This is a genomic window from Pseudoalteromonas sp. SR45-1, from assembly GCF_014163655.1.
In the GTDB taxonomy this organism is placed as follows: Bacteria; Pseudomonadota; Gammaproteobacteria; order Enterobacterales; family Alteromonadaceae; genus Pseudoalteromonas; species Pseudoalteromonas distincta.
Window position 1 is genome coordinate 188,861 of record NZ_JACJDR010000001.1, and the last position, 12,788, is coordinate 201,648.

At 39.1% G+C, this 12,788-nt stretch carries 12 protein-coding genes; 10 read left to right on the top strand and 2 right to left on the bottom strand.

Going from position 1 to position 12,788, the window contains the following annotated elements:
- Nucleotides 1-20: 20 nt before the first annotated feature.
- Nucleotides 21-605 (bottom strand): rhombosortase, encoded by a 585-nt coding sequence (gene rrtA, locus H5089_RS00870; protein WP_182194594.1) that lies wholly within the window; start codon nucleotides 603-605, stop codon nucleotides 21-23.
- A gap of 97 nt (nucleotides 606-702) precedes the next feature.
- Here rrtA and ggt point away from each other — a divergent pair, with 97 nt between their 5' ends.
- The 3 genes from ggt (at nucleotide 703) to H5089_RS00885 (ending at nucleotide 5,208) form a co-directional block, all read left to right on the top strand.
- The gene (gene ggt / locus H5089_RS00875) at nucleotides 703-2,481 is read left to right on the top strand and encodes a gamma-glutamyltransferase (RefSeq protein ID WP_182711247.1); all 1,779 of its coding nucleotides are present in this window, start codon (nucleotides 703-705) and stop codon (nucleotides 2,479-2,481) included.
- A 142-nt stretch (nucleotides 2,482-2,623) separates the two neighbouring features.
- On the top strand, nucleotides 2,624-4,318 hold the full coding sequence (locus tag H5089_RS00880) for an NAD-dependent malic enzyme (RefSeq protein WP_182693361.1): 1,695 nt from the start codon (nucleotides 2,624-2,626) through the stop codon (nucleotides 4,316-4,318).
- Nucleotides 4,319-4,482: 164 nt separating this feature from the next.
- Complete coding sequence (locus H5089_RS00885) at nucleotides 4,483-5,208, top strand: SIMPL domain-containing protein (protein ID WP_182711248.1); 726 nt, start codon at nucleotides 4,483-4,485, stop codon at nucleotides 5,206-5,208.
- Between the two features lie 16 nt (nucleotides 5,209-5,224).
- Here H5089_RS00885 and H5089_RS00890 read toward each other — a convergent pair whose 3' ends face one another.
- Complete coding sequence (locus H5089_RS00890) at nucleotides 5,225-6,577, bottom strand: DUF2254 domain-containing protein (RefSeq protein WP_182711249.1); 1,353 nt, start codon at nucleotides 6,575-6,577, stop codon at nucleotides 5,225-5,227.
- A gap of 152 nt (nucleotides 6,578-6,729) precedes the next feature.
- Between H5089_RS00890 and H5089_RS00895 the strand changes: the two genes are divergently transcribed.
- The 7 genes from H5089_RS00895 (at nucleotide 6,730) to H5089_RS00925 (ending at nucleotide 12,788) form a co-directional block, all read left to right on the top strand.
- A complete protein-coding gene (locus H5089_RS00895) occupies nucleotides 6,730-7,101 on the top strand; it encodes an MAPEG family protein (protein ID WP_002962524.1) in 372 nt (123 codons plus the stop codon).
- A 14-nt stretch (nucleotides 7,102-7,115) separates the two neighbouring features.
- Nucleotides 7,116-7,748 (top strand): sulfotransferase, encoded by a 633-nt coding sequence (locus H5089_RS00900; RefSeq protein WP_182711250.1) that lies wholly within the window; start codon nucleotides 7,116-7,118, stop codon nucleotides 7,746-7,748.
- Nucleotides 7,749-7,795: 47 nt separating this feature from the next.
- The gene (locus H5089_RS00905; protein ID WP_165743839.1) at nucleotides 7,796-8,368 is read left to right on the top strand and encodes a tRNA-(ms[2]io[6]A)-hydroxylase; all 573 of its coding nucleotides are present in this window, start codon (nucleotides 7,796-7,798) and stop codon (nucleotides 8,366-8,368) included.
- Nucleotides 8,369-8,580: 212 nt separating this feature from the next.
- Nucleotides 8,581-10,500 carry a pilus assembly protein N-terminal domain-containing protein gene (locus H5089_RS00910; RefSeq protein WP_182711251.1) on the top strand — a complete coding sequence of 640 codons (1,920 nt, stop codon included), beginning with the start codon at nucleotides 8,581-8,583 and terminating at the stop codon, nucleotides 10,498-10,500.
- Complete coding sequence (locus H5089_RS00915; RefSeq protein WP_182711252.1) at nucleotides 10,497-11,174, top strand: lipopolysaccharide assembly protein LapB; 678 nt, start codon at nucleotides 10,497-10,499, stop codon at nucleotides 11,172-11,174. The genes H5089_RS00910 and H5089_RS00915 overlap by 4 nt, the downstream gene beginning before the upstream one ends.
- Nucleotides 11,175-11,547: 373 nt before the next feature.
- Entirely contained in the window at nucleotides 11,548-11,937 is a 390-nt protein-coding gene (locus H5089_RS00920; RefSeq protein WP_076925982.1) for a hypothetical protein, read from the top strand.
- Nucleotides 11,938-12,020: 83 nt separating this feature from the next.
- Complete coding sequence (locus tag H5089_RS00925) at nucleotides 12,021-12,788, top strand: hypothetical protein (RefSeq protein ID WP_002960857.1); 768 nt, start codon at nucleotides 12,021-12,023, stop codon at nucleotides 12,786-12,788.

Below are 12,788 nucleotides of genomic sequence, written 5' to 3' on the forward strand. Positions count from 1 at the left end.
GGGTTGAACAAAATCTAACTTTATTTTTTCTTTTTAAAGAGCTCTATAACCAGTGGTATGGCAAGCAGAGTCCCGCCAATTACACCAATTAAATGTGCATCAATAGCCACAGTGGAGTTAATAAGCTTTCCTATATCAGCATTAGGGCCGCTAAATTGCTCAAAAGCTATTTTAATCCATACGCCTATAAATAATAAATACCCCGACTTAAGCCCTACAGTTATATCTTTAACTGCCCCCCAAATAATTACGCCATGCAGCAGAGCACTTAATCCGGTATAAATATGTATGCTTGGGCAAAACCAATACACGCCAAGTCCACACCACAGTGCCAGCGCACTTATATTAACGGCGTAACGAGTAGGTGATGTGTATTCGCCATGTAGTAACCATATTAGTAAAACACCACTGGCATTTAGTCCCAAATGAGCCCAATTAGCATGAACAAATTGGCTAGAAAAGATTCGCCACAGTTCGCCATCATCAATTAGGCTTCGGTTAAATTCAAGTAAACTATTTAAATCAAATGCAGCAAAAATGGTACTAAAAAGCAGCAAAATAATAGGCGGTAATATATAACGAGGTTGAATAGGTAAATTAAGCATTTTATTATATTTTTTTAGTCAAAATTTTTGCATATTGTGCCCGTTTAACTTTAAGATGCCAAATACAACTACGTAATTAAGTGTTTTTAGTATTTTTATGCATTTTAAACTTAACTCATTATTTGCCATTGGACTGTGCGCAGTATCACTGCCTTCATTTGCACAGCAAGCAACTCAAATTGAAACTCGCGAACCTGAAGCTGCTACCGGATTAATCCATAAAAAAGTAGTGCAAGGTGATAAATACATGGTAGCTGCGGCAAATCCATATGCCTCAAAAGCCGGTCAACAAATTTTAGCCCAAGGCGGCAGTGCCGTAGATGCTGCGATTGCTACTCAACTAGTGCTTACTTTAGTTGAACCGCAATCCTCAGGTATTGGCGGTGGTACATTTATGATGTACTACAACAAAGCAAACAATAAATTGACTAGTTTTGATGGCCGCGAAACAGCACCTGCAAATGCAGACGAAACGCTGTTTTTAGATAAGCACGGTAAAGCCGTTAAATGGATTGAAGCTGTAGTAGGCGGACGCTCTGTTGGTGTGCCTGGTATTTTACACGCCTTTGCAAGCGCGCATAAACAATACGGTACATTGCCATGGGAAGCGCTTTTTAAACCGGCTATTGAACTTGCAGAGCAAGGCTTTGTAATTTCGCCGCGTTTACATGGCTTATTAGCACGCCAATTAAACCCTGGTGTATTGAGTATGCCGATTATTAACGAATACTTTTACCCAAATGGTAAGTTAATTGAAGTAGGTAGTGTTAAAAAGAATCAACCGCTTGCTGATTTATACAAAGACATTGCAAAGCAGGGCATTGATGCATTTTACAAAGGCGAAAACGCTAAACAAATGGTTAATGCTGTACAGCACTCTAAAATAGCCCCTGGTAAATTAAGTGTGCAAGATTTAGCAGATTACAAAAGTAAAGAACGCGATGCGGTATGTATACAATACCGTGCTTATAACGTGTGTTCTATGGCGCCACCAAGTAGTGGCGGTGTAGCTGTGCTACAAATGCTTGGCCTACTTGAGCATAAAGATATGAGCGCACTTAAACCAAATGGCGAAAAGGCGATTCATTACTTTAGCCAAGCTTCGCGTATTGCATTTGCCGATCGCGATATGTACATGGGCGATCCCGATTTCACGCAAGTACCTACAAAACAGCTATTAAACAAAGATTACATTGCCTCACGCGCTAAATTAATTACCGAAACAGACCAAAAAGCCGTAGCCGGTAATCCAGTAGAGTACCTAAGTTATGCAATGGATGATTCATACGAGTTACCTTCTACTTCTCATGTCTCTATTGTAGATAGTAAAGGTAATGCCGTTTCGATGACTAGTTCAATTGAAATGGCGTTTGGCTCTACGGTTATGGTTAATGGCTTTATTTTAAATAACCAACTAACTGACTTTTCGTTATCGCCACGTAAAAACGGCAAGCTTGTAGCAAACCGTGTAGAGGCTGGTAAACGCCCGCGTAGCTCTATGTCACCGGTAATGGTATTTAATAAAGATGGCAGCTTACGTTTAATTGTAGGCTCACCTGGCGGTAGTCGTATCATAGATTACGTTGCACAAGTTGTTGTGGGTGTTATTGACTGGAATTTATCAGCGCAAGACGCTATTAACTTACCGCGTACAACAAATCGTAACGATTATACCAGCCTTGAAAAAGGCACAGCTATTGAAGCCATTGCGCCTGCGCTTACTAAACGCGGCCACAATGTACGTATTATTGACTTAAACTCGGGCTTACACGCAGTTGAAGTTAAAAATGACAAACTTTACGGCGGAGCTGATCCACGCCGTGAAGGTGTTGCGTTATCTGATTTAACTGATAATAACGCCACTATCAAATTTTAAATTATGTATAATATGCATGCGGGCAGTGAAGCCCGCATGTATTTTCTCTCAATGGTCTGACTAGCTTAATTGTCGTTGCAATTAAACCTCTAACACTGATAATGACAGATCATAACTTAAGACTCCGTTAAAGCCTGGAAATATGACAACTAATACTGATCCTAACTACTTATATATTCATCATTCTGGCCCTGGCCTAATTGAAACACCGCTATTAAATAAAGGCAGCGCCTTTAGTAAAAAAGAACGCGAAAATTTCAATCTTGCTGGTTTACTTCCTCCTCGCTTTGAAACAATAGAAGAGCAAGTTGAGCGTTGTTATCAGCAGTATTCTAGCTTTACCGACAACCTTAATAAGCATATTTACTTACGTGCGATTCAAGATAACAACGAAACACTTTACTACCGTTTAGTGCGTGACCACCTTGAAGAAATGATGCCAATCATTTACACACCGACAGTGGGCGATGCTTGTGAAAAATTCTCTGACATTTATCGCAGCGCACGTGGTTTATTTATTTCGTATGAAGATCGCTACCAAATTGACGACATTTTACGCAACGCTACCAAAGGTAAAGTAAAAGTTATTGTTGTAACCGATGGCGAGCGTATTTTAGGCCTTGGCGATCAGGGTATTGGTGGCATGGGTATTCCAATTGGTAAATTGTCACTTTACACAGCGTGTGGTGGTATAAGCCCAGCATACACATTGCCTGTAATGCTTGATGTGGGTACTAATAACGAAAAGCTTTTAAACGATCCTATGTACATGGGCGCACGCCATAAGCGAATTGCTCAAGACGAATACGATGAGTTTTTAGATTTATTCATTAAAGCGGTTAAACGTCGCTGGCCAAATGTATTACTTCAGTTTGAAGATTTTGCACAGCCAAATGCAATGCCATTACTTAAGCGCTACCGCAATGAAATTTGTAGCTTTAACGATGACATTCAAGGTACTGCGGCTGTAACGGTCGGTTCTTTACTTGCTGCGTGTCGTGTTAAAAATTCAACCCTAAGCCAGCAAAAAGTAGTATTTGTGGGTGCAGGCTCTGCTGGTTGTGGTATTGCTGAGCAAATTATTAGCCAAATGGTTTTTGAAGGTATTTCAGAAGCAAAAGCGCGTAGCCAAGTATTTATGGTTGACCGTTTTGGTTTGCTTAGTGAGGGTATGGAAGGCTTACGCGATTTCCAACAAGCACTTGCACAACCTACAGGCTCGTTAAGTGATTGGACGTACAGCGGCGAGTACGCATCACTGCTTGATGTTATGCACTGTGCTGAGCCTGACATTTTGATTGGTGTTTCTGGTCAACCTGGCTTATTTACAGAACAAGTAATACGCGCTATGCATGCCGGTTGTGAACAGCCAATTATTTTCCCATTAAGTAATCCATCTAAGCAAGTAGAAGCGCATCCTGCTGATGTGATTAAGTGGACTGACGGTAAAGCACTTGTTGCCACAGGTAGCCCATTTGATCCTGTTGAGTACAATGGCGAGACGTTCCCAATCCCACAATGTAACAACAGTTATATTTTCCCGGGTATTGGTTTAGGGGTTATTGCCGCTAAAGCGACACGCATTACAGATGCAATGTTAAGTGTATCTAGCGAAATGCTTGCAGAGTCGTCGCCGCGTGCAAACACAGGTAAAGGTAGTTTATTACCAGCCTTGACTGAAATTGAAACGCTAAGTAAACGTATTGCATTTGCCATCGCTAAAAAGGCAATCGAAGAGGGCGTTGCTCTTGAGATTACGGATGACGCATTATGGGCAGCAATCGACAAAAATTACTGGTTACCAAAATACCGTAACTATAAACGTTGTAGTGTTTAATTAGGTTTATAAGTAATTAAAAGTAATTAAAAGTAAATGGCGTAATAGCATTAGTTACAACGCTTAACAAAAAACAGGCAATTGCCTGTTTTTTTGTGCTTGTTCATATTTTATTAACCACGTACGGTGTTTACTTGCTTTTACATAATTAAAGGATCGACTTAATGAAAACACTGACTCTTGTTATAGGTAGTGCACTGGCTTTAAACGTACTTAGCTTTGATGCACTTGCGGCAGCGACTCCCGATGCTCCTCATATTTATGTTAAGGGCGAAGCGACTCTTACTACAATGCCAGATTACGTACAGCTTAGTGTAGGTATTACCGAAGTTGATAAAGACTTAATTGCTGCTAAAAATAAAACCGACTTAACTATCGCCAAGGCAATTAAGCTCGTAAAAGAGATTGGTGTAAAAGAGGGAGATATAAACGCAGGGCAAATTTCAATAAACCGTGATAGCCAATACAACCGCACTACCGGTAATCAAGAATTTAAAGGCTTTAAGGTTTCTCGTACGTTAACAGTAAAACTCAGCGATATAAATAAATACCCTGAGTTACTACAAAGCTTAGTTAACAACGGTATTAACGAAATTAATCAAACGCAATTTTTAGCAAGCAACTACAACGAGCTGCATAAAAAAGCGCAAAAGTTAGCAATTAAAGACGCACGGGATGCTGCAAAAGAGTTTAGTGAAGATTATGACGTTGATTTAAAAGGATTATACAGCGCGTCACTAAGTCCACTCAATGTGCAGTCGCAGCCTTATATGCGCGCAGAAAAAGTAATGATGGCTGATAGCGCACCAAGTAACTATGTACCTGATGCCTACCATGCTGGAGAGATTAAAGTAACAGCGTCAAGCTACGCTGTGTACTACATAGATTAAACTATGTTTTAAGTTTTTATTTTTGGTGGTGCTCAAAACGTGCCACCAACTTCTCACCTTGCTCTTGGCTGATACGCGCTATAGAGTTGAGCATATTAGTCACTTCGCGTCTGTCGTATTCATTAGTTACATGTTCATTTATGTCATCAACAATCGCATTTAAGTAATTAAATAGACTGTTTCGTGCATCGGTATCTTTATGGGCAATAAACAAAATATTTTTGAATGCCTCAAGCACGTTTGTCATTACGTATGCATCGCCTTTGGCGTAATTACGCAGCGGTGTAAAGTTGTCATGTAATAACTCATCAAAGCTTGTTTCATGAAGGTACAACAATGGGGCATTATCACTGTGCTTAAACGAGTAGTTAATATCGTTAATTGAAAGTCGTTGAATAAGTAAAATACTCAGCATATCAATTGATTTAACCGCAGTACCGGGATCGTTGATACCTGGACTCATTGCCTTAACTGCAATTTCTGATATTTGCGTTAATCCATAACGGTAATGATCGCTAATGTACTCTTCTATATAAAAAATAAAGCAGTCGAGAATTTTATTAATCAGCTCTTCATCGTTTGCTATCTCTTTATTACATTTTAAAAACGGGTAACCTTTAACTGTAAAATAGCCTTGGTTTACAGATATATACACCTTTATATCTTGCTCAGCCAAAATGGCACACAGCTTATCGGTATGTACGCCTTTATAATATCCTTCTGTTTTACTGCTAACCGAATGCCATTTGCTAAAGTCTGGAAAGTCCTCAACTGGGTTTTCTTGTTGTCTTTGTATTATTGTTTTAATTTCGTTTTTAGTTTGGCTAAACAAGCCATTTAACACGTTATCAACTTGAATAGCACGTGAGATTGAGTGTATAAAAAATACAAACAAACCTAATGAAATCAATCCAAAAACAAGTGCAAACAACACACCTATTGAAGGAATTGCCGTACTGCCACCATCAAGCTTATTAATATTTATAAGCATAATAATAGAGTAAATTATGCTGCCTAAATAAAACCCCAAAACCATTTGGTGTGATTTGCGCGTAATAAGCCCTGGCACTACGCGGGGCGATAAACTCGCGCTGGCTGAATTTAAAACCACCATTACCATTGAAAAACTAAACACGGTAAGCGAAATAATACTCCCCGCTAAAGTGCTTAAAATAGTCCGCGCGTTTTCGGCGCTATCTACAAGTACAAACGATATAAACGATTTTAGCTGCTCAACAGGGGCTAAATATTCAACCGACATTGTAATAATGGCAAATACCAAAAAGCCCACTGAAAGCATCGAAGGGTAAAAGCCAATACTGTTAATCATTTCACGGTAACTGTCGGCTACTTTACGAGGTACAAACATAAAATCCTTATGTATTTTCTACTAACTTGATACCTCTAGCTTAGCATAGGCAATTATTAAACTTCTGATAATGCTGCTCAAATTTATGTGTTATTATCACGCCCACAATAATAGAGCGCATATTTATGCGATAAAAATAACAGGAAAACGCCGTGATCATTTCAACTTATGCTGCATTACTCGCATTCTTTTACATTTATTTAAGCTTTAACGTAATAAAAGTGCGCCGTGCGGAGCAAATATCGCTTGGTGATAACGGTAATGCAACGCTACAACGTGCTGTGCGTGCCCACGCAAATTTTATGGAATACGTGCCATTTGCTTTAATTTTGCTTTTTTTAGCAGAGTACCAAGGGCTTGCTAGCCATTACTGCCATATATTAGGTGGTGCGTTATTAGTAGGGCGTGTGTTTCAAAATTTAGGCATAGTAGAAAAAAGCCTTAAATATCGCCAAATTGGTACTATTACTACATTTTTAGTCATGATTATCAGCGCCTTTGTATTACTAGTAACACGTGGCTAATTAAAGAAAAGCTAATGAGCAAAATATTTATAATAGGTTTACCGCGTACCGGCACAACCAGTGTGTGCCACGCATTTTTAGAGCTCGGCATTACAACGGCGCATACCGCGTATACTAATGCTTGTTTTGAAAATGCTAACGCGATTGCCGACACTCCCATATTTAACGACTTTAAAGCACTTGATATTCATTACCCAGACTCTAAGTTTATTTATTTAGAGCGCGAATTGAGTGCATGGCTACCTTCAATAAAGCAGCTTTTAACGCGTATGCACACTAATTTAACGCGCGGCGACGGGGGCTTTAATATTCATATAAAACGCTGTTATTTAAATACGTTTAGTGAGCTTTCGCTTGATAATATTAGCGACGATAGTTACTTAGCAGACTGTTATGATACACATTTTAATGATGCTCAAACGTACTTTAATAACCGTGACGACGATTTTTTATCCATTGATATAGCAAAGCCTAATAGTTACAAAAAGTTGTGTAATTTTTTAGGGTTAGAAAGTGATAAAACTGATTTTGAAAAAATGAATGTGGGCGGAAAAGTCACCGCATGGAACGATATTAAGCACCCGTTAAAAGTTGAGTCTACGGCTAAAGGGCGCATAGATAAATTACTGCCTTACAAGATTTTTTAAATCAAATACGTTAAAATCCCCGCATTATTATTTAAGTTGTACAGAACATGTTTGAATTAAAATACCACACCCCATTTGAATGGACCGAAGTTGTCCTTGCTGACTTTAATACTTTTTTACAAGATCATGCCGCTGCAGAAAAAAAAGCATCGGGTATGGCTATGTCTATGCTTTCGCATTACCCAGACAAACGTAAATTAGTAAAAGCCATGACCGACTTAGCATTAGAAGAATTAATACACTTTAAACAAGTGCTTAAGTTACTTTTAGAGCGCGATGTAAACTTAGGTGACGACAAAAAAGACCCGTACATAAAACAAATACGTGCACTGTTTAGACATGGTCGTGATGGTTTTTTAATGGACCGATTACTGGTTGGCGGTGTAATTGAAGCACGTGGTCACGAGCGTTTTTCTTTAGTTGCACAAGCACTTCCTGAGGGTAAAGAAAAAGACTTTTATGTTGCGATTGCCAAGTCAGAAGAAAAACATAAAAACCTTTTTGTAGAGCTTGCTTACGAATACTTTGATAAAGAAGAAGTTGATACTCGCCTAGAAGAGTTACTTACAGCAGAAGCTAAAATCTGTGAAAGCATCCCATTTACAGCTGCTTTGCATTAACTAAAATTAGCGCAGAGCCTATTTTATTCGCTTTGCGCCACCTGCCTCTACTCTCATTTCTTGGTTAAACCCTTCATGAATTATTGATTTGCAATTTGCGAATCAAAATAATAAAACACACTTTTACACATCTTAATGCATTGATAATAAATACAAAAGCGTTTGGTCTCATACTTGCTACCTATACATTAAGCAAATTGAGGGAAAGGCTTATGTTAAAATTTACTTTTATACTATTACTAATATCTTTTAGCGCCGTAGGCAGTGAAAGTCATTTAGATTATATAGAAAATGCAAATGGTGAGCGGGTACAAAAAGTATCACACTTAGTTAAATGGACACATACTCGCTTTGTGTTTACCCGTGATATTTCGCGTATAGCACTTGGCCACGAAACAACGCTTGATGTGAACGTGGTTAATGGTCGCGAGCTACTAATTTTAGCTAAAAAGTTAGGCCGTACATCTATGATGGTGTGGTACGACGATAAAAGCTCGGAAACATTTTTACTTGGTGTTACCGAAGACTATAGCGTACTGGAAAATGCCTTAAACGATATTCACCCTGACGTGCAACTAACCATAGCACCTGATCGCCATGCTGTTGTATTACGCGGTGAAGTACCTACTATAAATTATCGTCATGCCGCTTATGAAGCTGCAAAAAACTATCTATACGCCAGTAGCTCACAAGCATCACAACCCGTTATTACCTCAAACCCTAATCAAGGAATGTTTAATTCTCTCGCTCAACGCTTGCAAGGATTGGGTAACGCAAACGGTGGTACCTCTCAAAACTCGAGCAAAGTCGCTATTATTAATTTAATAAAAGTAACTCAAGCACCCAAGCCAAAAGAAGAACGTATTAGCGAAGTAATTAAATCAATGGGCGCAGATAAAGTGACCATTAAACGCATCTCGGTTGATGAGCTATCAAATGATGATAGCGATGTATTTTTACTGTCAGGCTCTGTAAAAAATCAAATAAAGCTAGTGCGCTTATTAAATACAATTAATAAATTATTCGAACCAGAGCAAGCATTACAAACTCAGAGATCTCCTCTTGATCCTAATAATTTAATGGGCGGCGCAACGCAGGATAAAAGCGCAGGTATTGAAGTGCTTGCCAACGAGTCGGGTGGGTTAATAAACGATGCTACATCAGGATTAAACTTAAGTAATGTGAGTTCTAATATTGCAAGAGCAACGCTTCTTTCAGTGGCTGGCGGTAAAGTTTTGTCGAGCATTGAAGTTGAAGATTTACCGCAAGTTCGTGTGTCGGTACAATTATACGAAGTAAATCAACGTAGGTTAAAGCAATGGCGCCCAGATATTAGCGTGCTCTCTAATGGGTATGAAAAAGAAGCGGGCTTGTTTGGCCGTGACGGTATGACTAATCGCGAATCTGGCTCTGCAACAATAGAAAATGCGCTGCAATTAATTGGCGGTCAATTAACTAATAACTTACAGCTTTCTACCTCACAGTTTGCCATTGATATGTTGTTTTCATTACTTGAACAAGAAGGTATTTCGCGAACGCTTTCTCGCCCTACAATCACGGTTTTAGCCGGTGAAAGTGCCGTGTTTAAAGTCGGTGGTGAAGTACCTGTACCTACAAGTTATAGCCCATCTGGCATTACAACCGGTCAGCAAGGTAGTAGTGGGTCGGTGTTTAGCGGTACGGAATTTAAATCATTCGGAGTTGAATTAAATGTGCGCGCTATGGTTGACGACAAAGACAGAATAACACTTGATCTAAACCCAGTAATTTCACTACCCGATACCACGTTAACAGCCGAAATTGCACAAAGCACAGGCAGCAGTTTAAACAGTAGTGCATTTAATACACGCAGCATGCAAACGTCAACGCGTTTAAAAGATGGGCAGCCTCTTATCATTGGTGGCTTAATTAGCACTGATAACAATGCAAGCCACGACTTTGTACCTGATGGCAACGGCAATAGTATGCTTGGAAAGTTAAGTGAAACAACCAGCAAAAGTGAAAACAACCGTGAGCTGATAATTGTTGTAACTCCAAATCTGGTGCGTGAACCAATTAACACATTACGTTCGTGGGAACACGCAAATATAGACACCCAGGTACTTAGCTACATACAGGAGCAAGGGCTATGAAAATATTTTATATTATTTTACTGCTTACTTTATCGGGTTGCGCTCATATTGATTACAAGCCAACAGTAAATCCTTACAACGCATTGGGTGACATAGTAAAAAAATACCAATTAAATGCCCTACCGTTAATGTGCGAAGGTATTAATGCAAGTGACTGTTTGAACCTTGTGCATGAGGTGAATCAGTTAATGCTTGAACACCCCGATAACACGGCAATACTTTCAATATCGGCATATGTACTTTATAAAAGTGGCCGTGCTAATCAGTCTCAACAGGTTATAAACACTTTGCTTAATAAAGCTAACCCGCCGTTAAACGCAATTACTTTAGGGGTTACGTTAGCAATAGAGCAAGGTAATTTAGCTAAAGCAAAAAGCATTGCCCAATACGGCGTTGATGTTTTTGGTACACATGCTTCACCATACCTACAAATGGCCTCTATACATTATGCTCAGGGCAGTTACGTTATAGCTTTAAATTACTTAGAGCTTTCGGTTAAGTTTGGTTTAAATAGCACCGCCTATTTTTACCATAAAGGGTTAATTGAAGAAGCGAATGCTAATAATTTATTGGCCTGTGGCTACTATGAGCAAGTTTTACGTGTCGAACCCACGCATCAAAAAGCACTTGCTAGGCGCGGTAAACTCTCTGTTTTAGGTAATTGTTATTCTTAAGGCCTTCGGGCCTTTTTTTATACCTAAAATTTGGCATTATTAAGGAGCCAAAACCACTTTATTATTTATCAAAAATAGTAGTAGAGCTTACGCTAATCATACGTTTTATAAGTTACCCCACAAGACTGCTTCTAATATTTAACCCTTTTTGAATACCTATTAGTTTTAATAATTTAACAGAGCGTTTCTAACATTAAGTATCTAAAAATTATTTTTTAATATTGATTTGCATTTTGCAAATCAAAAATAAAAAAAGCTAAAAAACACACACATAAAAACTATAACCACCTGTATTTAATAGCCATTTTAAATTGGCATGGTCCTCGCTATATATAAAGTGAGCATAAGCTCTTTTAATTTAAAGGCTACGATTATGAAAACTATTAAACATAACTTAAATGGCAAAAAGCAAAAAGGTTTTGTACTAACGTCAGAGCTAATCATTCTTTCTACATCAATGGTAGCAGCACTTGTAATTGGTTTATCTACATTACGTGACTCTGTAACCAGCGAGCTTGAAGATGTAGCTGAAGCAATTGGCTCACTTGACCAAAGCTATGTATTTGACGGCATGATTAACGCCGAAGGCACAGCTGAAGTGTCTGGCTCTGGGTTTGTAGATTCAGTTGACGTGTACGCAGGCGATGGTAGTTCATTCACTTTTGTTGCATCAGACTTTAGTGAAAGTGCCGCACTTGTTAATGCAACACCAAGCGGCGATGCTGCAACACGTACAGCAGCAGGCGGTTCACAAGGTAACTAACGCAAGGTAACCAGGTTTGAATACCAAGCTTAAGGCTCACTGCCACAAAATTGTGGCAGTGAAAGTTACTCCGGAGGAATATTATGAAAAGTAAAAGTAACAAAGGCGCAACCACAGCGGCTCTCACATTACTCATCACCTCTGGCATGTTAGCTTCGGCTTTGGGTATTAGACAGGTAAACGATGAAAATAGCGTAACAGCTTGGGTAGTAAACAAAAATATGTCGGCCGGTCAAACAGTAACCGTTCACGATGTTGAGCAAAAGAGTATAGATCCAAGTAACTATTCAAATATTGCACTGAGCGTTCAAAACCCACGTGCATTAATTGGTCAAAAATTAGCAACTAATAAAATGGTTGAACAACCCTTGTTTGACACCGATTTTATCAGAGCGAAAAGCCAAAATTTATCAGAAGCCATACCAGCAGGGCGTGTTTTATATACTTTAAAACTAAACACCTTAGATATCCCGCTTTCGCGTATACACAAAGGTGACCGACTCGACATAGTCGCTAAAACTAATCGTCTAGTAAGAACAGTTGCCCGTGATGTACAGCTCATTGGTGTTTCAAAAGGCCCTAAATCGCAAGCCGAAAAAAATGGCGTAATGGATAACTTAGCTAAAGAGTCTAATTCTGCTACAGGCGGTGTTTCGTTAGTCCTTGCGGTACTTCCAAAAGATGTTTATTCGTTGGCGGGTATAGATAACGCCGACAAAGTTTCAATTATTGTGCATAGCGCTTATGACATTGAACAAGGTCGTTTGCAAAACTTTTCACGCTTACAAACCAGTCGCACAATCGAAGTGGTTAAAGGCGTTAAAAATGAAGCTGTATATGTAGCTAAGTGA

Bases quoted from the DNA above. Each gene is read 5' to 3' on its own strand.
- rrtA (WP_182194594.1), bottom strand. From the start codon at position 605: ATGCTTAATTTACCTATTCAACCTCGTTATATATTACCGCCTATTATT.
- ggt (WP_182711247.1), top strand. From the start codon at position 703: ATGCATTTTAAACTTAACTCATTATTTGCCATTGGACTGTGCGCAGTA.
- H5089_RS00880 (WP_182693361.1), top strand. From the start codon at position 2,624: ATGACAACTAATACTGATCCTAACTACTTATATATTCATCATTCTGGC.
- H5089_RS00885 (WP_182711248.1), top strand. From the start codon at position 4,483: ATGAAAACACTGACTCTTGTTATAGGTAGTGCACTGGCTTTAAACGTA.
- H5089_RS00890 (WP_182711249.1), bottom strand. From the start codon at position 6,577: ATGTTTGTACCTCGTAAAGTAGCCGACAGTTACCGTGAAATGATTAAC.
- H5089_RS00900 (WP_182711250.1), top strand. From the start codon at position 7,116: ATGAGCAAAATATTTATAATAGGTTTACCGCGTACCGGCACAACCAGT.
- H5089_RS00905 (WP_165743839.1), top strand. From the start codon at position 7,796: ATGTTTGAATTAAAATACCACACCCCATTTGAATGGACCGAAGTTGTC.
- H5089_RS00910 (WP_182711251.1), top strand. From the start codon at position 8,581: ATGTTAAAATTTACTTTTATACTATTACTAATATCTTTTAGCGCCGTA.
- H5089_RS00915 (WP_182711252.1), top strand. From the start codon at position 10,497: ATGAAAATATTTTATATTATTTTACTGCTTACTTTATCGGGTTGCGCT.
- H5089_RS00920 (WP_076925982.1), top strand. From the start codon at position 11,548: ATGAAAACTATTAAACATAACTTAAATGGCAAAAAGCAAAAAGGTTTT.
- H5089_RS00925 (WP_002960857.1), top strand. From the start codon at position 12,021: ATGAAAAGTAAAAGTAACAAAGGCGCAACCACAGCGGCTCTCACATTA.